This is a genomic window from Variovorax sp. Varisp53 (genome assembly GCF_059491555.1).
In genome coordinates this window covers 3,254,044-3,277,979 of the sequence record NZ_CP168512.1, presented here as the reverse complement: position 1 = coordinate 3,277,979, position 23,936 = coordinate 3,254,044, and the positions used below count along the sequence as shown (strand labels likewise).

Here is a 23,936-nt window from a genome sequence, read left to right as displayed (position 1 = left end):
GCTTTAGCCTGGAGCTTCGTTTGAACAATCAGTGGTTTTCCAAAGTTGCCGTATGGCTCGTCATTGCCATGGTGTTGTTCACTGTGTTCAAGCAGTTCGACACCCGCGGCGGCGTCGGTTCAGGGACAGTCAGCTATTCCGAGTTCCTGGACCAGGTCCGGAACAACCAGGTCAAGAGCGCCATCATTCCTGAAGGCGCTGCCGGCGGTGAAATCGTCGCCGTCACCAACGACGATCGCAAGATCCGCACGACCGCCACGGTGCTCGACCGCGGCCTCGTGGGCGATCTGATCGACCACAACGTCAAGTTCGACGTCAAGCCGCGCGAAGAGGGCTCGCTCCTCATGACGCTGCTGGTCAGCTGGGGGCCGATGCTGCTGCTGATCGGCGTCTGGATCTACTTCATGCGACAGATGCAGGGCGGCGGCAAGGGCGGGGCGTTCAGCTTCGGCAAGAGCAAGGCCCGCATGATGGATGAGAACAACAACACGGTCACTTTTGCCGACGTCGCGGGCTGCGACGAGGCCAAGGAAGAGGTCCGTGAAGTGGTCGACTTCCTGAAAGACCCGCAGCGCTTCCAGAAGCTCGGCGGCCGTATTCCCCGCGGCCTGTTGCTGGTCGGCCCCCCGGGCACCGGCAAGACGCTGCTGGCCAAGTCGATCGCCGGCGAAGCCAAGGTGCCTTTCTTCTCGATCTCGGGTTCCGACTTCGTTGAAATGTTCGTCGGCGTCGGCGCCGCCCGTGTGCGCGACATGTTCGAGAACGCCAAGAAGAACGCACCCTGCATCATCTTCATCGACGAAATCGATGCGGTGGGCCGTCAGCGCGGCGCCGGTCTTGGCGGTGGCAACGACGAGCGCGAGCAGACGCTGAACCAGATGCTGGTCGAGATGGACGGCTTCGAAACCAACCTCGGCGTGATCGTGGTGGCTGCCACCAACCGCCCCGACATCCTGGACGCTGCTTTGCTGCGCCCCGGCCGCTTCGACCGTCAGGTCTACGTCACGCTGCCCGACATCCGCGGCCGCGAGCAGATCCTCGGCGTGCACATGCGCAAGGTCCCGCTGGGCCAGGACGTGAACCCGAGCGTGATCGCCCGCGGCACACCCGGCATGTCGGGTGCCGACCTGGCCAATCTCTGCAACGAAGCTGCCCTGATGGCCGCACGCCGCAATGCGCGCGTGGTCGAGATGCAGGACTTCGAGAAGGCCAAGGACAAGATATTCATGGGCCCGGAGCGCAAGAGCATGGTCATGCCCGAGGAAGAGCGCCGCAACACGGCCTACCACGAGTCCGGCCACGCGCTCATTGGCAAGCTGCTGCCCAAGTGCGACCCGGTCCACAAGGTCACGATCATCCCGCGCGGCCGAGCCCTCGGCGTGACCATGAGCCTGCCTTCGCAGGACCGCTACAGCTACGACCGCGAATACATGCTCAACCAGATCAGCATGCTGTTCGGTGGCCGCATCGCCGAGGAAGTGTTCATGCACCAGATGACCACCGGCGCCAGCAACGACTTCGAGCGCGCGACCTCCATTGCCCGCGACATGGTCACGCGCTACGGCATGACCGATGCGCTGGGCCCGATGGTCTACGCCGAGAACGAAGGCGAAGTGTTCCTGGGCCGCTCGGTTACCAAGACCACGAACATGAGCGAACAGACCATGGAAAAGGTCGACAGCGAGGTGCGCCGCATCATCGACGAGCAGTACGCCCTGGCGCGCCGCCTGATCGAAGAGAACAGCGACAAGATGCACGCCATGGCCAAGGCGCTGCTCGAATGGGAAACCATCGACAGCGAACAGCTCGACGACATCATGGCCGGTCGTGCGCCCCGTCCGCCCAAGGATTGGACGCCGCGCATCCCGCCTTCGGGCAGTGGCGGCAGTGGCGGCACGCCGGCGGTCAATCCCGACCCGGCGCCCACTGCGGCTTGAAGTGGACTTGGCAGCAAGCAACAACGGGGCCTCTGGCCCCGTTTTCCATGGAGAGGTCTGGCAGACCTCACGCTTTCGCATCGACCTCGCGCAGCCGCGCGTGATGGGCATCGTCAATGTCACGCCCGACTCCTTCTCCGATGGCGGTGCCCACGCCTCCACCGGCAGCGCGCTGAAGCACTGCGAGCAGCTGCTGAAGGAGGGCGCCGACATCCTCGACATCGGCGGTGAATCGACCCGCCCCGGGAGCCCCGCGGTGCCGCTCGATGCCGAGTTGGCACGCGTGCTGCCCGTGGTGCGCGAGGCGGTGAAGCTGAACGTGCCGATCTCCATCGACACCTACAAGCCCGGGGTCATGCGTGCCGTGCTCGACCTGGGCGCGGACATCGTCAACGACATCTGGGCGCTGCGCCAGCCGGGCGCGCGCGAAGCCGTTTCGGCGCACTCTTCATGCGGCATCTGCCTGATGCACATGCATCGGGACCCGCAGACCATGCAGGCCGTGCCCATGGCCGGCGACGTGATCCCGGCAGTGCTGTCTTTCCTCGGGGAGCAGGCGCAACTTCTTCGTGCGGCGGGAGTCGATTCTTCGCGCATCACGCTCGACCCCGGCGTTGGGTTCGGCAAGACCGTGATGCAGAATTTCGCCTTGCTGGCGCGCCAGCGCGAGTTGCTCTCCGGCGGTTACCCGCTGCTGCTAGGCTGGTCGCGCAAGTCGTCCATCGGTGCCGTCACGGGCATCGAGGCGGCGGGCGAGCGCATGGTGCCCAGCGTCGCCGCGGCGGTGCTGGCCGTGGATCGCGGCGCGGCCGTGGTGCGCGTGCATGACGTGCGCGACACGGTGGCCGCTCTCGCGGTATGGCGAGCAATGAAGGCGGCAGAAGAACCACAACAAAGAAAAGAGGAAACCACATGACCCGCAAATATTTCGGCACCGACGGCATCCGCGGCACTGTCGGCCAGGCTCCCATCACGCCCGATTTCGTGCTGCGCCTCGCGCACGCCGTGGGCCGCGTGCTCAAGAGGACCCAGGCGCGTCCCACGGTGCTGATCGGCAAGGACACGCGCATCTCGGGCTACATGCTCGAGTCGGCGCTCGAGTCGGGCTTCAATTCGGCGGGCGTCGATGTGGTGCTGCTCGGCCCGTTGCCGACGCCCGGCGTGGCGTACCTCACGCGCGCCCAGCGCGCGAGCCTGGGCGTGGTGATCAGCGCGAGCCACAACGCCTACCCCGACAACGGCATCAAGTTCTTCAGCGCGCAGGGCACCAAGCTCGACGATGCCTGGGAACTGGCTGTCGAGGCGGCATTGGAAGAAGCGCCGGTATGGGCAGCCTCCGCCGACCTGGGCAAGGCCCGCCGCCTCAACGACGCGCCGGGGCGCTACATCGAGTTCTGCAAGAGCACCTTCGCCAACGACCTGACCCTGCGCGACATGAAGCTGGTCGTCGACGCGGCGCACGGCGCGGCGTATCAGGTCGCGCCCAACGTGTTCCACGAACTGGGTGCGGAGGTCAGCAGCATCGGCGTTTCGCCCGACGGGCTCAACATCAACAAGGGCTTCGGTGCCACGCATCCACAGGCCTTGGTGACCGCGGTGACGACGCAGCAGGCCGACTATGGCATCGCCCTCGACGGCGACGCCGACCGCCTGCAGCTGGTGGATGCCAGCGGGCGCCTGTTCAACGGCGACGAGCTGCTCTACCTCATGGTGGCCGAGCGCATCGCGCGCGGCGAAAAGCCGGCGGGCGTGGTCGGCACGCTCATGACCAACAAGGCCGTCGAAGTGGCGCTGCGCGGGCAGGGCATCGAGTTCGTGCGTGCCAAGGTCGGCGACCGCTACGTGCTCGAAGAGCTGGACAAGCGCGGCTGGCTGCTGGGCGGTGAAGGTTCCGGCCACCTGCTGGCGCTCGACCGCCACACCACGGGCGACGGCATCGTAAGCGCACTGCAGGTGCTGCAGGCTTGCGTGCGCAGCGGCAAGACCGTGGCGCAGCTGCTCGAAGGCGTCACGCTGTTCCCGCAGACGCTGATCAACGTGCGCCTGTCTCCGGACCAGGACTGGAAGTCCAACAAGGTGCTCGCGAGTGAAACGCAACGCATCGAGGCGGAGCTCGGCGACAGCGGCCGCGTGCTGATCCGCGCGAGCGGCACCGAGCCGCTGGTGCGGGTGATGGTCGAGGCGCGCGATGCGGCACAAGCCGACTCGTACGCCCAGCGCCTGGCGGCCACGCTGGGCTGATCGGCGCGCATCGCATGTCGACGCCCGACCACGCCGCGATCGCGACCCTGATCGCCGACTATCGCAATCCCGCGCACGCCGAGGCTGTCGTGTCCCTGCTGGACAGCTATGCCCGCGACCCGTCAGGTGGCGGCACGCCGCTCGACGCGGCCGTGCGCGAAGCCTTGCCTGCGGCGCTGGCAGCGCGCCCGCAGGCCTTCAGCGTGCTGGCCTACGACGGCGAGCAGGCCGTGGGCCTCATCAACTGCATCGAAGGCTTCTCGACCTTTGCCTGCAAGCCACTGGTGAACGTGCACGATGTGGTCGTGCAGGCCGGCCATCGCGGGCAGCGCGTGGCGCAGAAGATGTTCGCTCAGGTGGAGCAGGAGGCGCGCAGGCGCGGCGCCTGCAAGCTCACGCTCGAAGTGCTGTCGGGCAACGCGCCCGCACTGCGCGCCTATGAGCGCGACGGATTCGTGAGCTATCAGCTCGATCCGGCGTTCGGCAGCGCCGTCTTCCTGCAGAAGAAGCTCTGAAAAGAAAAAGGGCCGAGGCCTACCTGTCGCCGTCGGCCCTCACCCCAACCCTCTCCCCCCGCGGGGAGAGGGGGCAAGACAGATCAGAAGCGCGTGACCGGCATTTCGGCGTCGCCCGCCTTGGCCGGCGCGTACTTGCCCAGCTCCCACTTGGCGATTGCATTGCGGTGCACTTCGTCCGGGCCGTCCGCGAAGCGCAGCGTGCGCGCACCGGCGTAGGCGGCTGCAAGCGGGAAGTCGTCGCACATGCCGCCGCCGCCGTGGACCTGCATGGCCCAGTCGATCACCTGGCAGGCCATCGACGGCGCGACCACCTTGATCATGGCGATCTCGTTCTTGGCAACCTTGTTGCCGGCCACGTCCATCAGCCAGGCGGCCTTCAGCGTGAGCAGGCGAGCCATGTCGATCTTGCAGCGGGCTTCGGCGATGCGTTCCTGCGTCACGGTCTGCGAGGCCACGGTCTTGCCGAAGGCCACGCGCGACGAGGCGCGCTTGCACATCAGCTCGAGCGCGCGCTCGGCCAGGCCGATCAGGCGCATGCAGTGGTGGATGCGTCCCGGGCCGAGGCGGCCCTGGGCGATTTCGAAGCCACGGCCTTCGCCCAGCAGAATGTTGTTGACGGGCACGCGCACGTTCTCGAAGTACATCTCGACGTGGCCGTGCGGCGCATCGTCGTAGCCCATCACGTTCAGCGGGCGCACGATGCGGATGCCCTTGGCATCGGCCGGCACGATGACCATGCTCTGCTGCGAGTGGCGCGGCGCATCGGGGTCGCTTTTGCCCATGGTGATGAAGACCGCGCAGCGCGGATCGGCCGCACCCGAAATCCACCATTTGTGGCCGTTGATCACGTATTCGTCGCCCTGGCGTTCGATGCGCGTGGCGATGTTGGTGGCATCGCTCGATGCCACTTCGGGCTCGGTCATCGCGAAGGCCGAGCGAATCTGACCTTCGAGCAGCGGCTTGAGCCAGCGGGCCTTGATTTCTTCCGAGCCGTAGCGCGCGATGGTCTCCATGTTGCCGGTGTCGGGCGCCGAGCAGTTGAAGGCTTCGCTCGCCCATGGCACCGCGCCCATGATCTCGGCCAGCGGGGCGTATTCCTGGTTGGTCAGGCCCGCGCCCTCATAGCCCGAGGCGGCGGCGCTGTCGACCGGCAGGAACAGGTTCCACAGGCCCTGGGCCTTGGCCTTTTCCTTCAGCTTCTCGACGGTCTTGAGGGCCGACCAGCGCTTGCCGGCGACCGTGTTGGCGGCCAGTTCGGCGTGGTACTCGGCTTCGGCCGGATAGATGTGGTCGTCCATGAATGCCTGGACGCGTTTCTGCAGGTCTTTGGTCTTGGCCGAGTATTCGAAATCCATCTTCGTCTCCTGGTGGGTGTGGGGCGGCTTATGCCTTTTGGGCAAACTGCCAGGCCATTTCGGCCATGGGGCGGGCGCCGCGGGCCGAGGCCACGGCTTGCTCGCTCGACGCGGTGCCGGCCTCGACCCGCTTGGCAATGCCTTGCAGGATCGCGGCCATGCGGAACAGGTTGTAGGCCTGGTAGAAATTCCAGTCGGGCGCCAGCGCCTCGGGCGTGCTGATGCGGGTGCGCTCGCAATAACGGCGGATGTATTCGCTCTCGGTGGGGATGCCCAGCGCGGCGACGTCCACGCCGCCGATGCCGCGTCCCGTGGTGGGCGGCATGTGCCAGGACATGCAGTGGTAGCTGAAGTCCGCCAGCGGGTGGCCCAGCGTGGAGAGTTCCCAGTCGAGCACCGCGATGATCCGCGGTTCGGTGGCGTGGAACATCACGTTGTCGAGGCGATAGTCGCCATGGACGATCGACACCTTGCTCTCGTCGCGCGCGCTCGCCGGCATGTGGGCGGGCAGCCAGTCGATCAGGCGCTCCATGGCCTCGATGGGCTGGGAGAGTTCGCCGGTGCCGTCGGCCGAGGCCTTGTACTGCTTGCTCCAGCGGCCGATCTGGCGCTCGAAGTAGTTGCCGGGCTTGCCGTAGTCGGCCAGGCCGCGGGCGGCGAAGTCGACCGTGTGCAGCGCCGCGATGACGCGGTTCATCTCGTCGTAGTGGGCCGCGCGTTCGGCATTGCTGAAGCCGGGCAGCGACTGGTCCCACAGCACGCGGCCCTGCATGAACTCCATGATGTAGAAGGCGCGGCCGATGATGGCCTCGTCTTCGCACAGGCAGTACATGCGTGGCACGGGCACATCGGTGCCGGCCAGGCCGCTCATCACCTTGAACTCGCGCTCCACCGCGTGGGCAGAGGGCAGCAGCTTGGCGACCGGACCCGGCTTGGCGCGCATCACGTAGCTTTGCGACGGCGTGACGAGCTTGTAGGTCGGGTTCGACTGGCCGCCCTTGAACATCTCGACCGCGAGCGGACCCTTGAACCCCTCGAGGTTCTTCTCGAGCCAGGCCGCAAGCGCGTCGACGTCGAAAGCGTGCTGTTGCGAGACGGCACGGGTGCCGATGAAGTTGGAGAAGTCCTGGCTCATGTTTGCGTCTGGCTTTTCAGTTCTCGGCTTCGGAAATGCGCCTCAAGGCTGCGCGGTCCAGCACGACCAGGCCGCCCTGTTCGATGCGGATGCTGCCCTCGCGCTCCATGGTCTTGAGTTCCTGGTTGACCCGCTGGCGCGATGCGCCCAGCAGCTGCGCCAGCTCTTCCTGCGCCAGCTGCAAGCCGATGCGCATCTGGTTGCCGTCTTCCAGGTTCGGCACGCCGTAGCTGCGCACGAGGTGAATGAGCTGCTTGGCCAGCCGTGCCCGCAGGGGCAGGGTGTTGAGGTCTTCCACCAGCCCGAACAGCGTGCGGATGCGGCGTGCCTGCAGCCGCATCAGCGCCTCGTACAGCTCCACGTGCGAGGCCAGGATCTTCTGGAAGTCGGCGCGCGCCACGCACAGGATCGTGGTGTCGCCGTGCGAGTAGGAGTCGTGCGTGCGCCGGTCCCCGTCGAACATCGCCACGTCGCCGAACCAGATGCCCGGCTCCACGTAGGTCAGCGTCACCTGCTTGCCGGAGACGGCCGTCGAACTCACGCGCACCGCGCCCTTGGCACAGGCGATCCAGTGTTCGGGAGGATCGCCGCGGGCAGCGATCAGGTCGCCGTCCTTGTAGCGTTTGACGAAGGCGCATCGGAGGATGTCGTGCCGTAGCGATGGAGATAGGGAAGAAAACCAGCGACCACTGTTGATCGCTTCACGTTCTTCGATGGTAAGAATGGGGTCGTCCATTGGTCTGTCCTCTCGGCGACTGGAATGCTGGTGGGTGTCACGGGAGCGACGCCGTTTGGCGTTACTCGTACTGCGGCGGCTTCTTCTCGAGGAACGCGGCGATGCCGATGCCTGCGTTCGCATGGTGCAGGTTGCGCACGAAGTGGTCGCGCTCCTGCGAGAGCTGCGTGGCCAGGGTGGCGCCTCGCGCTTCGCTGAGCAGTTCCTTGATGCTGGCCAGCGAGTTCGGCGCGCGTGCATTGAGCTTCGCGGCCAGCGCCAGCGCACCTGCAAGCGCCTGGCCGTTTTCCGTGAGTTCGTTGACGAGGCCGAGCGCATGCAGGCGCGGTGCGTCGATGCGCTCGCCGTTCATGAGCCATTCGCTCGCCAGTTGGCGCGGCAACTGCTGCCCGAGGTGCCAGCTCAGCCCGCCGTCGGGCGACAGCGCCACGTTGCTGTACGAGGCCGCGAACACCGCATCACGGGCCGACACGACGAAGTCGCAGGCCAGCGCGAGCGAGAAGCCGGCACCGGCAGCCGCGCCTTCGACCGCCGCGATGACCGGCTTGGGAAAGGTGCGGATCGAATCGATCCAGTTGTGCAGGCCCTCGATGCTCTCGGCCTGCACCGAGCGGTCGAGCTGCCGGTTGGCCAGCAGCCGCTGCAGCGAGCCGCCGGCGCAGAACCATGCACCTTCGCCCACGATGACGACACTGCGGATCTCGGCGCTGTTCTCGGCGCCGTTGAGCGCCTCGATGCCCGCGGCATAGATTTCCGGGCCCAGTGCGTTGCGCTGGGTGGGGTTTGCGATCGTCAGCACCATGGTGCTGCCTTCGCTCGTGCTCTTGAGTTCGGCGGTCATGGTTGTCTATTCTTCTTCGTGCAGCAGGCTCAGGCCCAACGCGCCGCGGCGGCGCAGCCACGGGCTCGGGCGATAGCGCGGATCGCCGTACACCGTCTGCAGGTTGAACAGCACTTCGAGCATGTTGGTCGGACCGTAGAGATTGCCCATGGCGAGCGGGCCGCGCGGATAGCCGAGTCCCAGCTGCACCGCGGTCTCGAGGTCGGCCGGCGTGCACACGCGCTGCTGGCACATGTCGGTGGCGATGTTGACGATGGTGCCGATCACGCGTTGCGTGACGAAGCCGCCGCTGTCGCGGATCACGCTCACGGCCTTGCCGTCGCGCGCGAAGAGGGCATGCGCGGCATCGCGGACGTCGCGGCGCGTCGCAGGGTTGGTGGCGAGTACGCGGCGCTTGGTAGCGGCGTCGTCGATGAGCATGTCGATGCCGACGGTGCGCGTGGCGTCCAGGCGCTCGACCGCGGCGACCGTGGTCACGTCGAAGCCCAGCGGCGCCACCAGGATCAGCGAATGCGGCGCGGCCGCAGCGCCGCTGTCGATCTGCGCGCCCAGCGTGTTCACCAGGCGCAGCAGCTCGGCGCGGCGTGCTGCACGCGGAGACACCCAGACCGAAGGCGTGCCCTCGACCACCGGCGCAGGAGCCTCGGGCACCTGCTGCATCACGCCGTCGTTGTAGCGGTAGAAGCCTTCGTTGGTCTTGCGGCCCAGCGCGCCCGCGGCCAGTCGCTGCGCGGTGATCACGCTCGGTCGGAAGCGCGGCTCCTCGAAATACTGGTGGTAGATCGACTCCATCACCGGATGCGACACGTCGAGCGCCGTCAGGTCCAGCAGCTCGAACGGGCCCAGGCGAAAGCCCGCCTGGTCCTTGAGGATGCGGTCGATGGTCGCAAAGTCGGTAACGCCTTCGCCGACGATGCGCAGCGCCTCGGTGCCATAGCCGCGGCCCGCGTGGTTGACGATGAAGCCTGGCGTGTCCTGCGCCTGCACGGCGCTGTGGCCCATCTGCACCGCGTAACCGGCCAGCTGCTTGCAGACATCGGGCGCGGTCTTGAAGCCCGCGACCACCTCGACCACCTTCATCAACGGCACGGGGTTGAAGAAGTGGAAGCCCGCGAAGCGCTCCGGGTGCTTGAGGCCGGCGGCGATGGCCGTCACCGAGAGCGACGAGGTGTTGGTGACCAGCGTGGCGGTCTCGCTCACCGCGCCTTCGAGCTCGCGGAACAGCTTGCGCTTGACTTCGAGGTCTTCGATGACCGCTTCGATCACCAGGTCGCAGCCGGCCAGAGCCTGGATGCTGTCGATCGCCTTGACGCGGGCGATCTGGGCATCGCGCGTGGCGGCGTCGATCTTGTTCTTCTCGTGCAGCTTGTTCCATTGCGCAACGAGGGCTTCGCGGCCGCGCTCGGCGGCGCCCGCGAAACTGTCGAGCAGCAGCACTTCGCTGCCTGCCTGGGCGGCGATCTGTGCGATGCCGCGACCCATGGCGCCTGCGCCTATGACGCCGATTCGGGTGTAGTTCACTGTCATTTGCTGGAGGTTGATGCTGTCGAAGACTCTGATTTTGCAGCCCCGCGCGGGTGGGACGTGACGGGTTTAACGCGGGGGCGCGTTTTCAGGCCGCGCGGCGGCTGCGATCGATGGCCACGCTGAGCGAGATGGCGACCAGCAGCAGGCCGAAACCGACCCAGCTCATCCATGCCCCGGCGTCGTTGGCAAGCAGCCAGCCACCGACCGCGGCGCCCACGGCCTGCCCGGTATAGATGCCGGAGCTGTTGAGCGCCACGGAGCCTGGCGCGAGGGCCGGCGCCAGGCCCACCAGACGGGCCTGCTGCGCCGAGTTGGCGGAGAAGCAGCCCAACCCCCACGGAACGAGCACGACAGCCAGCCAGGCGAGCGTGGAGGCCAGCGGCCACAGCAGCAGGCTCGAGGCGATCAGCACGGTCGTGATCAGTACCATGCGCCCGGCGCCCACGCGGTCGATGAAGCGGCTGACCACCATGTTGCCGACCAGCCCGCAGGCGCCGAACAGCGCCCACATCACGCTCAGCGTAGTGGCGTCCGCGCCGAAGCCCTGCTTGAGGACCGGGCCGAAATAACTGAACAGCACAAACTGGCCCGCCCCCTGCAGTGCCGTGACCGACACGATGCCCATCAGCACCGGGCTGCGCAGCACGCGCGACCATGCTTCGGCGGTCAGCGCGGCGGGGCGGATGCCGTTCGGCAAGGTGAGCCAGACCGCTGTCGCGCTTGCGACACTGAGCGCCGCAATGGCCAGGAAGGCCATGCGCCAGCCCAGGTGGCCGCCGATCAGCGCGCCGATGGGCAGGCCCAGCACCGAGGCCATGGACCAGCCCAGGAAGACGAAGGTGACGGCGCGTCCGCGCTGCTCCGGCGGCACCAGCATGCCGGCGCAGGCCGCGGCCTGGGGCGTGAAGATGGCTGGAGCGACCACTGTGAGCATGCGCACCGGCAGCAGGGCGCCGAAGCTCGGCATCAGCGCGCAGAGGATGTGGCCCACGGCGTACCAGAGCAGGCTGAGCGCCAGCAACTGGCGGCGGTCCCAGCCCGCGCACCGCTGCGGCCAGCAGCGGTGCGCCAATGCACATTACCGCCGCTGCGGCCGTGATCAGCTGGCCCGCGGTGGCGGCAGTGACCGAAAGCGATGTGCTGATTTCATTGAGCGTGCCGGGCACCACCATCACGCCCGTGCCGATCACGAAATTGCCGGCGAGCAGCGCCCAGAGCGCACCCTGGGGCGCCGGCCGGTTCACCGGCGAACCTGCAGCGCGCCGGGATTCACGATGTTCGTCGGATTGCCGTTGATGTAGCTCACCACGTTGTCGAACGCCTGACCGAAGTAGCTCTCGTAGCTCTCCTGCTCGACGTAGCCGATGTGCGGCGTACAGATGCAGTTCTCGAGCCGCAGCAGCGCATGGCCTTGCAGCGGCGGCTCGCTCTCGAACACGTCGATGGCGGCCAGCCCGGGGCGGCCGCGGTTGAGCGCGGCGAGCAGGGCGTCGGCTTCGACCAGTTCGGCGCGCGAAGTGTTGACGAACAGCGCCGTCGGCTTCATGCGCGAGAGGTCTTCCAGCGTGATGAGGCCGTTGGTCTCTTCGTTGAGCCGCAAATGCACCGACAGCACGTCGGCCGCGGCAAAGAACTCGTGGCGGTTCTGCGCGACCTGGAAGCCGTCGGAGCGGGCCTTGGCACAACTGGCTTCACGGCCCCAGATCACGACCTGCATCCCGAAAGCCTGCCCATAGCGCGCCACCAGTTGGCCGATGCGGCCATAACCCCAGATGCACAGCGTCTTGCCCTTGAGCACCGAGCCGATCCCGAAATTGGGCGGCATCGATGCCGACTTGAGCCCCGACTGCTGCCACGCGCCGTGCTTGAGGTTGCTGATGTACTGCGGCAGCCGGCGCATGGCGGCCATGATGAGCGCCCAGGTGAGCTCGGCAGGCGCTTGCGGCGAGCCCGAGCCCTCCGCAACCGCGATGCCACGTTCCGTGCAGGCTGTAACGTCGATGTGCCCGGCGACACGCCCCGTCTGCGAGATGAGCTTGAGCTTCGGCAGCTTTTCGATCAGCTGGCGCGAGATCTGGGTGCGCTCGCGGATCAGCACGATCACGTCGGCATCCTTGAGGCGAACTGAAAGCTGCCCGATGCCCTTCACCGTATTGGTATAGACCTTGGCCGCGTACGCGTCCAGCTTGGCGGCGCAGCGCAGTTTGCGCACGGCGTCCTGGTAATCGTCGAGGATCACAATGTTCATGGCGTGCCATTGTGCCTCGCAGCATTGGAATGTCGTGCCAGTGAACGTTTGGATACCCACCCCACAGCCGCTCGCAGGGGTGTTCGGGCTCAGTGCAGGCGGGTCGAACGAGGGGCCGCGGCCGCGGTTTCGGCGGTTTCGAGTGCGGCCAGCCGGTCGAGTTCGGCGCAGACATCGGCCATGCGGCCCGAGATCACGACGCGGTTGCTGCGCTGCTGGCCCATGCCGTCGACCACGCGAACCACGCGCAACGGACGCGCTGGCGCGGTGCTGGCTGCTGCGGGTGTTGCACCGCCGCCGGAGCGGGCGGTGCAGGCAGGGCGCACCGCCACGTAGCGAAGCCCGGCCGAGGATTCGGCAGCGTCGAGGCGATCCCTGCGGCGAGGACGGTGTGCCGGCATCAGGCGGCTGGCCAGCGATTGCAGCGGCATCCAGAAATCAGCGATGGCGAGGAGGGCGATTCCCATGTGAACTCCAAAAAAGTATGAGGTTGAACACAGGCAGGATTTCTTGAATCGGCTGCGACAGGGTGATGGCGACTCTTCGCCATACGCCCGCCACCTGTCGCTGCCGGATGGGGTGCTGCGGAAAGCAGGCCGCGGGGCCTACATCAGCATGGTGTTGCGGATGAGCCCGACCGCAAGGCCTTCGATTTCGAAGGGCTCGCCGGGCTGGACGATGATGGTCGGGTAGTCGGGGTTCTCGGCGTGCAGCTCGATGACCTGCTTGTTGCGCTTCAGGCGCTTGACGGTCACTTCGTCGCCCAGGCGCGCAACCACGATCTGGCCATTGCGCGCTTCCTTGGTGGCCTGCACCGCGAGCAGGTCGCCGTCCATGATGCCGGCATCGCGCATCGACATGCCGCGCACCTTGAGCAGGTAATCGGGCTGGCGCTGGAACAGCGTGTTCTCGACGTAGTAGGTCTGGTCGACGTGCTCCTGCGCGAGGATGGGCGAGCCGGCTGCGACGCGGCCGATGAGCGGCAATGCCAGCTGGGCCATGCCGGGCAGCGAGAGCGAGAACTGGCCGCCTTCGCGGTGGCGTGTTTCATTGAGCGAACGCAGGGCGTCGCCCTTGAGGCGGATGCCGCGCGAGGTGCCGCTCACGAGCTCGATGACGCCCTTGCGCGCCAGTGCCTGCAAATGCTCTTCGGCGGCGTTGGCCGACTTGAACCCGAGCTCGTTGGCGATTTCGGCGCGCGTGGGCGGCGCACCGGTGCGTGCGATGGCGCTCTGGATCAGGTCCAGGATCTGCTGCTGGCGGGCTGTAAGCTTCACGGCGAACTGCATATGTGGTTCCTTGCGGCACTGGCTAGATATCCAGTAGCTGTATTTTTAACCAGTTTTTAAAAGTTGACAAGCCATGGTCAATTCCTCTTCGCCTGAATCGCGCCGCCGTGTCGTGGTTTTGGGCACGGGCGGCACCATTGCCGGCCGGGCCGCCAGCAGCGGCGACAACATCGGCTACACCGCGGGACAGGTCGGCGTGGCCGACCTGCTTGGCGGCATCGAGGCGCCCGAAGGCGTGTTGCTGGAGGCGGAGCAGGTCGCGCAGCTCGACAGCAAGGACATGTCGTTCGCCATCTGGCAGCAACTGGCCCGGCGCTGTGCGCACTGGCTGGCGCAAGCCGACGTGACAGGCGTGGTGATCACGCACGGCACCGACACGCTCGAAGAGACCGCGTTCTTCCTGCACTCGGTACTGGCGCCTTCCAAGCCCGTGGTACTGACCTGCGCGATGCGCCCGGCGACCGCGCTGGCGCCCGACGGACCGCAGAACGTGCGTGACGCCATCAGCGTTGCCGCGACGCAGGGCGCGCGAGGCGTAACGGTGGTGTGCGCCGGCGCGATCCACAGCGGCATCGACATCCAGAAGGTGCACACCTATCGGCCTGACGCCTTTGCTTCAGGCGATGCGGGGCCCGTCGGTTATGTCGAGGAAGGGGAGGTTCGCCTTGTCCGGTCTTGGCCGGAAGGCGCTGCATCACACGCGTCGAAGATCTTCCTGGAGGCCGAGGTTCGGTGGCCCCGCATCGAGATCGTCGTGAGCCATGCCGGCGCCAGCGGTGCTGTGATCGATGCGCTGCTGCAATCCGGCGGTGCCGATCCCGTGCGAGGACTGGTGCTTGCCGCCACTGGCAACGGCACCCTGCACCACGCCCTGGAAGCGGCCGCGCTCAAGGCGCAGGACGCAGGCGTTGCGATCGTTCGCGCCACGCGTTGCGCCAACGGGCGCATCCTGCCGAAGGCGGGGGACGCGCTGCGCGATGCTGGCGCGCTGACGCCCGTGAAGGCGCGCATCGCGCTGATGCTGGAACTGCTGGGGTGAAAGCAAAACCGCCCCGTACAGGGGCGGTTGGGAGGATCAGCTGTTCAGGGCAGCCAGTGCACGTTGCGTGATCTCGTCCACCGTGCCCACGCCCTTGATGGCGCGGTATTTCGGGGCGGCAGCCGGGTCGGCCTCGGCCCAGGCCGAGTAGTAGTCGACCAGCGGACGCGTTTGCTGGCTGTACACCTCGAGCCGTTTGCGCACGGTTTCTTCCTTGTCGTCCTCGCGCTGGATCAGTTCCTCGCCGGTCACGTCGTCCTTGCCTTCGACCTTGGGCGGATTGAACTTGACGTGATAGGTGCGGCCCGAGGCCGGGTGCGAGCGGCGGCCGCTCATGCGTTCGATGATGTCGCTGAAGGGCACGTCGATCTCGAGCACGTAGTCGAGCTTGACGCCCGCTGCCTTCATGGCATCGGCCTGGGGGATGGTGCGGGGGAAACCGTCGAACAGGAAGCCGCCGGCGCAATCGGGTTGCGCAATGCGTTCCTTCACGAGATTGATGATCAGGTCATCGCTGACCAGTGCGCCGGCGTCCATGACGGCCTTGGCCTGCAGGCCGAGCGGCGTGCCGGCCTTGACGGCGGCGCGCAGCATGTCGCCGGTCGAGATTTGGGGAATGCTGTATTTCTGGCAGATGAAAGCCGCTTGCGTGCCTTTGCCCGCCCCGGGCGCGCCCAGCAAAATTAGTCTCATGGTTTCCTCGGACGGTTCTTGGATTTTGTGTCGCACCAAGCGTCGGCCCCAGGGCTGGGCTAGGCGGAGTTGCTTCGAGGATAGCACGCGTGCCCGCGAAGAATTTCCGCTGCGGGCAGGCTGCAGAGCGTCTCAGGCGGGGGGCGCGGCAGCGAAGACGGCACGCACGCGCGCCAGGTCTTCGGGCGTGTCGATGCCCGGTCCGGGGGCGACATGGCTCACATGCACCGCGATGCGATGGCCGTGCCATAGCGCGCGCAGCTGTTCGAGTGCTTCGGTTGCCTCGACAGGCGCCGGCGGCAGCGAAGGAAACTTCCGCACGAAACCCGCGCGATAGCCGTAGATGCCGATGTGGCGCAGCGGGGCGGGCGTGGGCAGCACCGCGGGTGCCGCGCCGTTGGCGGACCCGTCGCGCCACCATGGGATCGGTGCGCGGCTGAAGTACATGGCGTTGCCTTGCGTGTCGAGCACGGCCTTCACCACGTTGGGGTTCATGAAGTCGCCGATCGAGTCGATCTCGTGGGCCGCGGTGCTCATCGCTGCTTCCGCATGGGTGGCCAGCGTTGATGCCACGGCGTCGATCAACGCGGGATCGATCAGTGGCTCGTCGCCCTGTACGTTGACAACGATGTCGTCGCCGTCCAGGCCAAGCTGCTCACAGGCTTCGGCCAGCCGGTCGGTGCCGCTGGGGTGGTCCTGGCGCGTGAGGATGGCTTCGACGCCGTGCGCCTTGCACGCCGCAACGATCGAAGGATCGTCGCCGGCGACCACCACGCGCGCTGCGCTGGATTCGCCGGCGCGCTGCGCTACGCGCACCACCATGGGCAAGCCAGCGATGTCGGCCAGCGGTTTGTTGGGAAGCCGTGTCGACGCCAGACGCGCCGGCACCAGAACGGTGAAGCTCACAGCCCGAGCTCTTCGTCGGAGAGCGTGCGTGCTTCGTTCTCGAGCAGCACCGGAATGCCGTCGCGCACCGGATAGGCGAGGCGCGCGCTGCGCGAGCAGAGCTCCTGCTTCTCGGGGTTCCAGGTCAGCGGACCCTTGGTGACGGGGCAGACGAGCAGTTCAAGCAGCTTGGTATCCATCGAGCGATGATAGCTTTGCGTCGAGTGCGATGAAGAATTCCGGCGAGGGCGCGAAGTGCAATGGCACCGCCAGCGCATCGGGCGCCTTGCGCCACACCTTGACGGCATCTTTTTCCGTGCAGACGATGGTGCGTTCGGTGGCGGCAGGGTGCTGCCAACTCCCGAAATCAAAGTGATCCGGCAGTGCGATGGTTTCGGCGAGCGTCAGGCCGCGTGCGCGCAGCATCTCGAAGAAGGCCTCCGGCCGCGCAATGGCTGCCAGTGCCACCAGGGGCCGGCCTGCAAGGGTTGCCAGGGGCACGTGTTGTCCGCCGCCGGTCAAGGCGTCGTTTGCGAGAGCGCGGGTGGCGGTGTAGCCACCGGCGAACGCGGGCCGTGCGCCGCTGTGCAGCACCAGATCGCATGGCCGCGGCCAGGCTTCGCGCAACGGGCCCGCAGGCAGTCGCCAGCCGTTGCCGATGCCGCGGTCGTCGAACACGCAGATCTCGATATCGCGACCCAGTGCCAGATGCTGCAGGCCGTCGTCGCTCACGACGACCTGCGTGGCCGGGTGGCTGGCGAGCAGGGCGCGCGCCGCATCGATGCGCTTGCGCGCCACGAACACCGGCGCTTTCGTGGCATGGTGGATCAGCGCAGGTTCGTCGCCGACATCCTGCGGATCGCTGTCGCCGAGCACCTCGCGGCAATCATCGGTGCGCCGGCCATAGCCGCGCGACACCACGCCGACCGTCAGTCCTCGCGCCTGCAGATGCCGGACGACGGCCATCACGACCGGTGTTTTCCCCGCTCCACCCGCGATCACGTTGCCGACCACGATCACCGGGACGGGCACTCGCTCGGTCCGCAGCCATCCCAGCCGATAGAGCGAGCCCCGCACCGCGAAGAGCGCGGCATAAAGCAACGACAGTGGCCACAGCAGGCAGGCCAGCGGGCCTCGGCGCAGCCAGGCGCGCTGCAGCCGCGAGGCGGACGGCGAACCCGCCTTGCTGCTGCTGCGGCCGTCGGAAGGCACTCAGTGCCCGGCTTGTGCCGTCGACTGGGCTGCGAAGGTGATCTGCATCATGCCGGCGCGGCGCGCAGCCTCCATCACCGTCACCACGGCCTGGTGCGGGCTGGTCGCATCGGCGCTGATGATCACCACGCTGTCCTTGCCGCCGGTGGCCGCGGCGGCGAGGGCTGCCGTCACGGTTTCCACGCTCCGGTCGGCCACCGGACTCTTGTTGATCGAGTAGCGGCCGTCGGCCGACACCGTCACGATCACTTCCTTCGGATAGTCGCGTTGTGCGTCGACGTCCGCCGTCGGCAGCCTCAGCTGCATTTCGGTGAACTTGCTGTAGGTGGTCGACAGCATCAGGAAGATGAGGATCACCAGCAGCACGTCGATGAACGGGATCAGGTTGATCTCCGGCTCGTCGCGCGCACCATGGCGGAACTGCATGCGGCCGCGGGTCATTTGCGCAGTGCGTTCAGGTGGCGGGCGAAGCGCTCGCCGGACAGTTCGAGGTTCAGCAGGTATTCGTCGACGCGGCTGCGGAAGTAGCGCCAGAAGATCAGCGTCGGAATGGCCACGATCAGGCCGAAGGCGGTGTTGTAGAGCGCGATCGAGATGCCGTGCGCCAGCTGGGCCGGGTTGCCCGAGCCGACAGCGCCGCTGCCCGGCGACTGCGAGCCGAAGATCTCGATCATGCCGATCACCGTGCCCAGCAGCCCCAGCAGCGGGGCGGCCGAGGCGATGGTGGCCAGCGCCGGCAGGTAGCGCTCCAGCTTGTGCGCCACCGTGCGGCCCGAGGCCTCCATGGCGGCACGCAGATCGTCTTCGGTACAGCGCGGATTGGCGTTCAGCGCACGCAGGCCGGCGGCCAGCACCTGGCCGAGCATCGAGTTGCGTTCAAGTTTGGTCACGATGTCCGGGCCGGGAATGGCCCCGTGCGACACGGTGATGGTTTCGTCGAGCAGCTTCGGCGGAAGTACCCTCACGGTCTTCAGACTCGTGAAACGTTCTATAACCAGCGCGAGCGCAATGACCGAACAAGCGAGCAAGGGCCAGATTGGCCAACCCGCGGCAACTATGATGGAAAACAAGAAAAAATCCTCCGGCCCGTAGACTGCAAATGCGCGGCGATTATCCACTGAGCCCACCATCGGCACGCACCTTGTTTTTGTGTCGGCAAGGACGCACAGATTCTGTGGATAACTTTGTGATTAACCCGCTACGCAACTCGTCCGGGCCCGCATGGGGCGGCCTTTCTGCTAGATCGACTGAATTTTGAGCAGCACTTTTTTTAATGAAATCAACGGCTTGCACGAGAAACCGTGCGTTTTCCTCGCTCCAGGGGCTGACGCGGGGCCGCTTGCGGCCTGTTGTGGACGAGTGGCATCCGGCCGAGCGTGCATTCTGTGAACTTGCGTGAATCGAACTCCGCGCCCGGGCCGCGTATCTGGGCCGTCGGTGCGTTGTGCCGGGCGGTGGCCGACGCACTCGACGCGCGCTTCAATCCGGTCGCGGTGCGGGGCGAAATTTCCGGCTTCTCGCGGGCCTCAAGTGGACATTGTTACTTCTCGCTCAAGGACGAGTCCGGCCAGCTGCGCTGCGCGATGTTCCGCCGCGCTGCCGGTTTGCTCGACTTTTCGCCGCGTGATGGCGATCAGGTCGAAGTGCGTGGGCGCCTTGCGGTGTATGAGCCTCGCGGCGATCTGCAACTGGTGGTCGAGAGCTTGCGGCGAGCCGGGCAGGGCGCCCTGTTCGAGCAGTTCATGCAGCGCAAGGCACGCCTGGAAGCCGAAGGCCTGTTCGACCCGGCGCGCAAGCGGACGTTGCCGGCCATGCCGCGGGCGGTCGGTATCGTCACGTCGTTGGGCGCGGCGGCCTTGCACGACGTGGTGACGGCGCTGCGAAGGCGTGTTCCGCACATTCCGGTCGTGCTCGCACCGGCGGCAGTGCAGGGAGCCGGCGCACCAGCCGAACTGGTGCGGGCGTTGCAGTCGCTCTACCGCCTCGAACCTGCCGTGGACGTGATCCTGCTGGTGCGTGGCGGTGGCTCCATCGAAGACCTCTGGGCTTTCAACGACGAGACGCTGGCGCGCACCATCGTGCAGAGCCCGGTGCCGCTGATCAGCGGCGTGGGCCACGAAACCGACTTCACCATCGCCGATTTCTGCGCCGACCTGCGCGCGCCCACGCCGACGGCCGCGGCAGAACTGGTGAGCGCGCCGCGCGACCTGTGGCTCGGTGCACTCGATCTGCTCGACGAGCGGCTCGGCGATGCGCTGGGTGGGCGCATCGACGCGCTCGGGCAGCGCATCGACCAGGCCGCGGGACGCCTGGGCCGCCCCTCGAGCCTCGTGGCGCGGCAGCAGCTCCGATTGGCGCATCATGCGCAGCGCCTGCGGTATGCGGTGCTGTCGAGACGGGAGCGCCTGTCGCAGACGCCGCGGTCGATAGCGGCCGACTTTCCCTTGCGGCTGGGGCGTGCACTGGTTCAGCGTCGCGAGCGCCTGGAGCGCATGGCCCTGCGTTTGCGGCTGCTCGACCCGGCCCTGGTCTTGCAACGCGGCTATGCGTGGCTGACCGACACAGACGGTCATGCGATCGTCAGTGCAACGCAACTGGCGGCGGGCGACGCCGTCAAGGCGCGGCTTGCCGATGGCGAGGTCGACCTGACCGTCACTCCAGGCGATGCAACGGGCACACGTCTGACGCTGCCTCGGTAATTACTTCCTAGAATCGCTGATTCCTACAACCAACCCACGAGAAAAAACCATGGAACATGTGCTCCCACCCCTGCCTTACGCTCTTGACGCACTGGCGCCCGAGTACTCGCAGGAAACCCTCGAATACCACTACGGCAAGCACCACAACGCCTACGTGGTGAACCTCAACAACCTGCAGAAGGGCACCGAATTCGAATCGATGACGCTCGAGGAGATCGTCAAGAAATCCAGCGGCGGCATCTACAACAACGCCGCGCAGATCTGGAACCACACCTTCTTCTGGAACTGCATGAAGCCCCAGGGCGGCGGCGCTCCGACCGGCGCCCTGGCCAAGGCCATCGACGCCAAGTGGGGCAGCTACGACGCGTTCAAGGAAGCCTTCGTGAAGTCGGCCGTGGGCAACTTCGGCTCGGGCTGGACGTGGCTGGTGAAGAAAGCCGACGGCTCGCTGGACATCGTGAACATGGGCGCTGCGGGCACGCCGCTGACCACCGGCGACACCCCGGTGCTGACGGTGGACGTGTGGGAACACGCCTACTACATCGACTACCGCAACCTGCGCCCGAAGTTCGTCGAGACCTTCCTGGCCAAGCTGGCGAACTGGGACTTCGCGGCGAAGAACTTCGGCTGAGCCCGGGTTTCTCCAGCAAAAAGCCGACCCATGGGTCGGCTTTTTTGAGGGCTTGAGACGGCAGATGCTCAGCGCTTGCCGGCTGCGAACAACTCGCCGCCGAGCTTGGCTCCCTTCTTGATGTTCTTCTTGGCGAACCAGCCCTGGTTCATTTCGAGCACGTAGCGCACCGGCTCCAGCGAGCAATGCGAGTTCTCGGTCATGGGCTGCATGTCGACCAGGTTGACGATGCGGCCGTCATCGGCCACGAACGCAGCGGTCAGCGGCAGGATCGTGTTGCGCATCCAGAAGCATTGCGTTGCAGGCTGCTCGAACACGAAGATCATGCCTTCAGCCTGCGGCATTTCCTTGCGGAACATCAGGCCGATTTCGCGCTGCAGGGGCGTTTGCGCGATCTGCGCGTCGATCTTGTACAGACCGACCGACAACTGCGTGCGTGGCAGGTCGGTCTGGGGTTGCTGCTGGGCATGAGCCGGCATCAAGAAGGACGCAGACACAAGGAGCAGGGCGGCGAGACGCTGGAACATCGGGGACAACTCTTTCAGAGCGGGGCGAAGCCCAGCCCGTAACCAATAAAAATGCCCGCTGATGCGGGCATTGCCGGTGAGCTGGAAAGCTTACACCTTCTTGGCGGCAGCCGTGTGGGCCTTGGCCACGTGGCGAACCTTGTGCTTCTTGGCAGCGGCGTGCTTCTTGGCGGGCGCGTGCTTGGCCACCTTGGGAGCGGCTGCGGCGGGAGCGGCCGTGGGTTCGGCTTGTTGAGCGAAAGCACCGACGGCGAAGAGACCGGCGACCAGGGCTGCGAGCAGCTTGTTCATGAACATATCCTTTGAAATTCGTTGATCTGGATTGCCCTCCCTGCGGAAGGTAGACATTCAACGAAAGCCGTTTCGCGCGGTTGACAGCCACGCAGCTCCCTCGATCAAAAAAAAAAGCGCTCGGAAGAGCGCTTTTTTTTGGGAGGCAGGCCGAATTACTGCGGGGTGCCGCCTTGGGTCGACTTGCGCTTGATGCTGCCGTCCTTGTTGCGACGACGCTGGTCGCGGGTTTCAGCGCGCTTCTCGCCAGAGGCAGCAGCCTTGTCGGTGCCGATGGCGCCGCCTTCGGGCGTCTTGGCTTCGTCGCCGCCAGCAGCCTTGACCTGGCCAGCGGGCTTGGCAGCCTTCTTGGCTTCAGCACGTTGCTGCGACTTGCTGTTGGTGGCGTTACCTTGTTCGGGCGTCGTACCGGCCGGGTTTTGGGCGTAGGCGCCAGCGGCGAACAGGCCAGCGATCATGACTGCGAGAATTTTGCTCATTGATGATTCCTCTATCGAGAATTGGTTGGAAACGCCTCCCGGCGAGCAGAAGGTCAGCCACTAACGAGCCCATTGGCTCGCCGGTTGACAAACGCTTGCTGATGGGCTGCGTCTAAAATGTACAGCGATTTGTTCACAGTCTGTACAGCGAATCCACCCCGTGTCTGAATTCGCTGACAGTCGTCAAAAATTACGTCAATTCCGGAGCCATCCCCTCTCATGACCAGTTATCAGCACATCAAAGTCCCGACCGACGGCCAGAAGATCACGGTCAACGCCGACAACTCGCTCAATGTGCCTGACCAACCGGTCATTCCCTTCATCGAAGGCGACGGCACTGGCCTGGACATCACCCCGGTGATGTTGAAAGTGGTGGATGCGGCGGTGGCCAAGGCCTACGGCGGCAAGAAAAAGATCCACTGGATGGAGGTCTATGCCGGCGAGAAGTCGACCAAGGTCTACGGTCCCGATGTCTGGCTCCCCGAGGAAACGCTGCACGCCGTGCGTGACTATGTGGTTTCCATCAAGGGCCCGCTGACCACGCCCGTCGGCGGCGGCATCCGCTCGCTGAATGTCGCGCTGCGCCAGGAACTCGACCTTTATGTCTGCCTGCGCCCCATCCAGTACTTCGAGGGCGTGCCCAGCCCGGTGCGCGAGCCGCACAAGACCAACATGGTGATCTTCCGCGAGAACTCGGAAGACATCTACGCCGGCATCGAGTTCGAAGCCGAGAGCGACAAGGCGAAGAAGCTCATCAAGTTCCTGCAGGACGAAATGGGCGTCAAGAAGATCCGCTTCCCCAATACCTCGGGCATCGGCGTCAAGCCCGTGTCGAGGGAAGGTACCGAGCGTCTCGTGCGCAAGGCGTTCCAGTACGCCATCGACAACGACAAGCCCAGCGTCACCCTGGTGCACAAGGGCAACATCATGAAGTTCACCGAAGGTGGCTTCCGTGACTGGGGCTACGGCCTCGCCGCCAAGGAATTCGGCGCCGAACTGATCGACGGCGGGCCGTGGATGAAGTTCAAGAACCCGAAGACGGGCAAGGAAATCACCGTCAAGGACAGCATTGCCGACGCCTTCCTTCAGCAGATCCTGCTGCGTCCTGCCGAGTACAGCGTCATTGCTACGCTCAACCTGAACGGCGACTACGTGTCCGACGCACTGGCCGCGCAGGTCGGCGGCATCGGTATCGCCCCGGGCGCGAACCTCAGCGACACCGTCGCCATGTTCGAAGCCACCCATGGCACGGCACCCAAGTACGCTGGCAAGGACTACGTGAATCCCGGTTCCGAAATCCTCTCGGCTGAAATGATGCTGCGGCACATGGGCTGGAAGGAAGCCGCCGACCTCATCATCAGCTCGATGGAGAAATCGATCGCCAGCAAGAAAGTCACCTATGACTTCGCGCGCCTGATGGAGGGCGCCACGCAGGTGAGCTGCTCCGGATTCGGGCAGGTGATGATCGACCACATGTAATTGCCATGGTTGCTCGTCGATGCCTGCCGGCGTCGAGCATCAAGCCCCTGAGCCCCCGAAAGGCGTTCAGGGGCTTTTTTCATTCATGTGCTCGCCTGAGCTCGTTTCCCGCGAATTCTCCGGAAATTCCGTCGTCATTCACGGGGCAAGACCCTTGATTTGTCGAATACACGT

At 65.9% G+C, this 23,936-nt stretch carries 25 protein-coding genes and 1 pseudogene; 8 read left to right on the top strand and 18 right to left on the bottom strand.

The genetic code is table 11. The annotated features are described in order from the left end of the window. The first annotated feature begins 20 nt into the window (after nt 1-20). From ftsH to ACEOAB_RS15310, 4 genes are all read left to right on the top strand, one after another. Nucleotides 21-1,937: an ATP-dependent zinc metalloprotease FtsH gene (gene ftsH / locus ACEOAB_RS15325; RefSeq protein WP_056592692.1), complete on the top strand. Its 1,917-nt coding sequence runs from the start codon at nt 21-23 to the stop codon at nt 1,935-1,937. A gap of 103 nt (nt 1,938-2,040) precedes the next feature. Next, a complete protein-coding gene (gene folP, locus ACEOAB_RS15320; RefSeq protein ID WP_413747922.1) occupies nt 2,041-2,853 on the top strand; it encodes a dihydropteroate synthase in 813 nt (270 codons plus the stop codon). Continuing rightward, nucleotides 2,850-4,178: a phosphoglucosamine mutase gene (gene glmM / locus ACEOAB_RS15315; protein ID WP_413747917.1), complete on the top strand. Its 1,329-nt coding sequence runs from the start codon at nt 2,850-2,852 to the stop codon at nt 4,176-4,178. The genes folP and glmM overlap by 4 nt, the downstream gene beginning before the upstream one ends. Before the next feature lie 14 nt (nt 4,179-4,192). Beyond that, entirely contained in the window at nt 4,193-4,693 is a 501-nt protein-coding gene (locus ACEOAB_RS15310) for a GNAT family N-acetyltransferase (protein ID WP_413747916.1), read from the top strand. An 83-nt stretch (nt 4,694-4,776) separates the two neighbouring features. Here ACEOAB_RS15310 and ACEOAB_RS15305 read toward each other — a convergent pair whose 3' ends face one another. The 9 genes and pseudogenes from ACEOAB_RS15305 to lexA all read right to left on the bottom strand — a co-directional run bounded on the left by ACEOAB_RS15305 (nt 4,777) and on the right by lexA (nt 13,827). After that, complete coding sequence (locus ACEOAB_RS15305) at nt 4,777-6,051, bottom strand: acyl-CoA dehydrogenase family protein (RefSeq protein ID WP_413747915.1); 1,275 nt, start codon at nt 6,049-6,051, stop codon at nt 4,777-4,779. Between the two features lie 28 nt (nt 6,052-6,079). After that, nucleotides 6,080-7,186: a phosphotransferase gene (locus ACEOAB_RS15300; RefSeq protein WP_413747914.1), complete on the bottom strand. Its 1,107-nt coding sequence runs from the start codon at nt 7,184-7,186 to the stop codon at nt 6,080-6,082. A gap of 16 nt (nt 7,187-7,202) precedes the next feature. Beyond that, nucleotides 7,203-7,922, bottom strand: a complete 720-nt coding sequence (locus ACEOAB_RS15295; RefSeq protein ID WP_007836955.1) for a Crp/Fnr family transcriptional regulator — start codon at nt 7,920-7,922, stop codon at nt 7,203-7,205. 61 nt (nt 7,923-7,983) lie between these two features. Then, entirely contained in the window at nt 7,984-8,763 is a 780-nt protein-coding gene (locus ACEOAB_RS15290) for an oxepin-CoA hydrolase, alternative type (protein ID WP_056592706.1), read from the bottom strand. Nucleotides 8,764-8,769: 6 nt separating this feature from the next. After that, nucleotides 8,770-10,290: a 3-hydroxyacyl-CoA dehydrogenase gene (locus tag ACEOAB_RS15285; RefSeq protein ID WP_413747913.1), complete on the bottom strand. Its 1,521-nt coding sequence runs from the start codon at nt 10,288-10,290 to the stop codon at nt 8,770-8,772. Between the two features lie 85 nt (nt 10,291-10,375). After that, nucleotides 10,376-11,534, bottom strand: a pseudogene (locus ACEOAB_RS15280) (MFS transporter). Then, nucleotides 11,531-12,538 (bottom strand): D-2-hydroxyacid dehydrogenase family protein, encoded by a 1,008-nt coding sequence (locus ACEOAB_RS15275; protein WP_413747911.1) that lies wholly within the window; start codon nt 12,536-12,538, stop codon nt 11,531-11,533. Before ACEOAB_RS15275 ends, ACEOAB_RS15280 begins: the two are co-directional and overlap by 4 nt. Before the next feature lie 89 nt (nt 12,539-12,627). Next, nucleotides 12,628-13,005: a hypothetical protein gene (locus ACEOAB_RS15270; protein WP_413747910.1), complete on the bottom strand. Its 378-nt coding sequence runs from the start codon at nt 13,003-13,005 to the stop codon at nt 12,628-12,630. A gap of 138 nt (nt 13,006-13,143) precedes the next feature. Beyond that, nucleotides 13,144-13,827 (bottom strand): transcriptional repressor LexA, encoded by a 684-nt coding sequence (gene lexA, locus ACEOAB_RS15265; RefSeq protein WP_013541704.1) that lies wholly within the window; start codon nt 13,825-13,827, stop codon nt 13,144-13,146. Between the two features lie 73 nt (nt 13,828-13,900). On the opposite strand from lexA, the gene ACEOAB_RS15260 reads away from it, so the two are divergent. Then, the gene (locus tag ACEOAB_RS15260; RefSeq protein ID WP_413747909.1) at nt 13,901-14,866 is read left to right on the top strand and encodes an asparaginase; all 966 of its coding nucleotides are present in this window, start codon (nt 13,901-13,903) and stop codon (nt 14,864-14,866) included. Nucleotides 14,867-14,902: 36 nt separating this feature from the next. Here ACEOAB_RS15260 and adk read toward each other — a convergent pair whose 3' ends face one another. From adk to ACEOAB_RS15230, 6 genes are all read right to left on the bottom strand, one after another. Next, nucleotides 14,903-15,559: an adenylate kinase gene (gene adk / locus ACEOAB_RS15255; protein WP_413747908.1), complete on the bottom strand. Its 657-nt coding sequence runs from the start codon at nt 15,557-15,559 to the stop codon at nt 14,903-14,905. Between the two features lie 132 nt (nt 15,560-15,691). After that, nucleotides 15,692-16,465, bottom strand: coding sequence for a 3-deoxy-manno-octulosonate cytidylyltransferase (kdsB, locus tag ACEOAB_RS15250; protein ID WP_413313576.1), 774 nt, complete (start codon nt 16,463-16,465; stop codon nt 15,692-15,694). Further along, entirely contained in the window at nt 16,462-16,644 is a 183-nt protein-coding gene (locus ACEOAB_RS15245) for a Trm112 family protein (protein WP_007836935.1), read from the bottom strand. Before ACEOAB_RS15245 ends, kdsB begins: the two co-directional genes overlap by 4 nt. After that, the gene (gene lpxK, locus ACEOAB_RS15240) at nt 16,625-17,656 is read right to left on the bottom strand and encodes a tetraacyldisaccharide 4'-kinase (protein WP_413747907.1); all 1,032 of its coding nucleotides are present in this window, start codon (nt 17,654-17,656) and stop codon (nt 16,625-16,627) included. The genes ACEOAB_RS15245 and lpxK overlap by 20 nt, the downstream gene beginning before the upstream one ends. Beyond that, nucleotides 17,657-18,082 (bottom strand): ExbD/TolR family protein, encoded by a 426-nt coding sequence (locus ACEOAB_RS15235; RefSeq protein ID WP_413747921.1) that lies wholly within the window; start codon nt 18,080-18,082, stop codon nt 17,657-17,659. Between the two features lie 11 nt (nt 18,083-18,093). Next, entirely contained in the window at nt 18,094-18,726 is a 633-nt protein-coding gene (locus ACEOAB_RS15230) for a MotA/TolQ/ExbB proton channel family protein (RefSeq protein WP_042674017.1), read from the bottom strand. 315 nt (nt 18,727-19,041) lie between these two features. Here ACEOAB_RS15230 and xseA point away from each other — a divergent pair, with 315 nt between their 5' ends. Together xseA and ACEOAB_RS15220 are read left to right on the top strand one after the other, a co-directional pair. After that, on the top strand, nt 19,042-20,355 hold the full coding sequence (gene xseA, locus ACEOAB_RS15225; RefSeq protein WP_413747906.1) for an exodeoxyribonuclease VII large subunit: 1,314 nt from the start codon (nt 19,042-19,044) through the stop codon (nt 20,353-20,355). 49 nt (nt 20,356-20,404) lie between these two features. After that, the gene (locus ACEOAB_RS15220; RefSeq protein ID WP_413747905.1) at nt 20,405-20,986 is read left to right on the top strand and encodes a superoxide dismutase; all 582 of its coding nucleotides are present in this window, start codon (nt 20,405-20,407) and stop codon (nt 20,984-20,986) included. 68 nt (nt 20,987-21,054) lie between these two features. On the opposite strand, the gene ACEOAB_RS15215 is transcribed toward ACEOAB_RS15220, so the two are convergent. From ACEOAB_RS15215 to ACEOAB_RS15205, 3 genes are all read right to left on the bottom strand, one after another. Further along, complete coding sequence (locus ACEOAB_RS15215) at nt 21,055-21,513, bottom strand: DUF192 domain-containing protein (RefSeq protein WP_413747904.1); 459 nt, start codon at nt 21,511-21,513, stop codon at nt 21,055-21,057. Between the two features lie 90 nt (nt 21,514-21,603). Beyond that, on the bottom strand, nt 21,604-21,804 hold the full coding sequence (locus tag ACEOAB_RS15210; RefSeq protein WP_056590677.1) for a hypothetical protein: 201 nt from the start codon (nt 21,802-21,804) through the stop codon (nt 21,604-21,606). A gap of 155 nt (nt 21,805-21,959) precedes the next feature. Then, nucleotides 21,960-22,283, bottom strand: a complete 324-nt coding sequence (locus ACEOAB_RS15205; protein ID WP_413331505.1) for a cell envelope biogenesis protein TolA — start codon at nt 22,281-22,283, stop codon at nt 21,960-21,962. A 219-nt stretch (nt 22,284-22,502) separates the two neighbouring features. Between ACEOAB_RS15205 and icd the strand changes: the two genes are divergently transcribed. Then, the gene (icd, locus tag ACEOAB_RS15200; RefSeq protein ID WP_413747903.1) at nt 22,503-23,762 is read left to right on the top strand and encodes an NADP-dependent isocitrate dehydrogenase; all 1,260 of its coding nucleotides are present in this window, start codon (nt 22,503-22,505) and stop codon (nt 23,760-23,762) included. Nucleotides 23,763-23,936: the final 174 nt, after the last annotated feature.

Bases quoted from the DNA above. Each gene is read 5' to 3' on its own strand.
- lexA (WP_013541704.1), bottom strand. From the start codon at position 13,827: ATGCAGTTCGCCGTGAAGCTTACAGCCCGCCAGCAGCAGATCCTGGAC.
- folP (WP_413747922.1), top strand. From the start codon at position 2,041: ATGGGCATCGTCAATGTCACGCCCGACTCCTTCTCCGATGGCGGTGCC.
- ACEOAB_RS15210 (WP_056590677.1), bottom strand. From the start codon at position 21,804: ATGAACAAGCTGCTCGCAGCCCTGGTCGCCGGTCTCTTCGCCGTCGGT.
- ACEOAB_RS15285 (WP_413747913.1), bottom strand. From the start codon at position 10,290: ATGACAGTGAACTACACCCGAATCGGCGTCATAGGCGCAGGCGCCATG.
- icd (WP_413747903.1), top strand. From the start codon at position 22,503: ATGACCAGTTATCAGCACATCAAAGTCCCGACCGACGGCCAGAAGATC.
- ACEOAB_RS15295 (WP_007836955.1), bottom strand. From the start codon at position 7,922: ATGGACGACCCCATTCTTACCATCGAAGAACGTGAAGCGATCAACAGT.
- ACEOAB_RS15290 (WP_056592706.1), bottom strand. From the start codon at position 8,763: ATGACCGCCGAACTCAAGAGCACGAGCGAAGGCAGCACCATGGTGCTG.
- ACEOAB_RS15260 (WP_413747909.1), top strand. From the start codon at position 13,901: ATGGTCAATTCCTCTTCGCCTGAATCGCGCCGCCGTGTCGTGGTTTTG.
- ACEOAB_RS15220 (WP_413747905.1), top strand. From the start codon at position 20,405: ATGGAACATGTGCTCCCACCCCTGCCTTACGCTCTTGACGCACTGGCG.
- ACEOAB_RS15305 (WP_413747915.1), bottom strand. From the start codon at position 6,051: ATGGATTTCGAATACTCGGCCAAGACCAAAGACCTGCAGAAACGCGTC.
- ACEOAB_RS15275 (WP_413747911.1), bottom strand. From the start codon at position 12,538: ATGAACATTGTGATCCTCGACGATTACCAGGACGCCGTGCGCAAACTG.
- ACEOAB_RS15245 (WP_007836935.1), bottom strand. From the start codon at position 16,644: ATGGATACCAAGCTGCTTGAACTGCTCGTCTGCCCCGTCACCAAGGGT.
- ACEOAB_RS15300 (WP_413747914.1), bottom strand. From the start codon at position 7,186: ATGAGCCAGGACTTCTCCAACTTCATCGGCACCCGTGCCGTCTCGCAA.
- ACEOAB_RS15215 (WP_413747904.1), bottom strand. From the start codon at position 21,513: ATGTTCCAGCGTCTCGCCGCCCTGCTCCTTGTGTCTGCGTCCTTCTTG.
- ACEOAB_RS15270 (WP_413747910.1), bottom strand. From the start codon at position 13,005: ATGGGAATCGCCCTCCTCGCCATCGCTGATTTCTGGATGCCGCTGCAA.
- ACEOAB_RS15205 (WP_413331505.1), bottom strand. From the start codon at position 22,283: ATGAGCAAAATTCTCGCAGTCATGATCGCTGGCCTGTTCGCCGCTGGC.
- glmM (WP_413747917.1), top strand. From the start codon at position 2,850: ATGACCCGCAAATATTTCGGCACCGACGGCATCCGCGGCACTGTCGGC.
- ACEOAB_RS15235 (WP_413747921.1), bottom strand. From the start codon at position 18,082: ATGCAGTTCCGCCATGGTGCGCGCGACGAGCCGGAGATCAACCTGATC.
- ACEOAB_RS15310 (WP_413747916.1), top strand. From the start codon at position 4,193: ATGTCGACGCCCGACCACGCCGCGATCGCGACCCTGATCGCCGACTAT.
- adk (WP_413747908.1), bottom strand. From the start codon at position 15,559: ATGAGACTAATTTTGCTGGGCGCGCCCGGGGCGGGCAAAGGCACGCAA.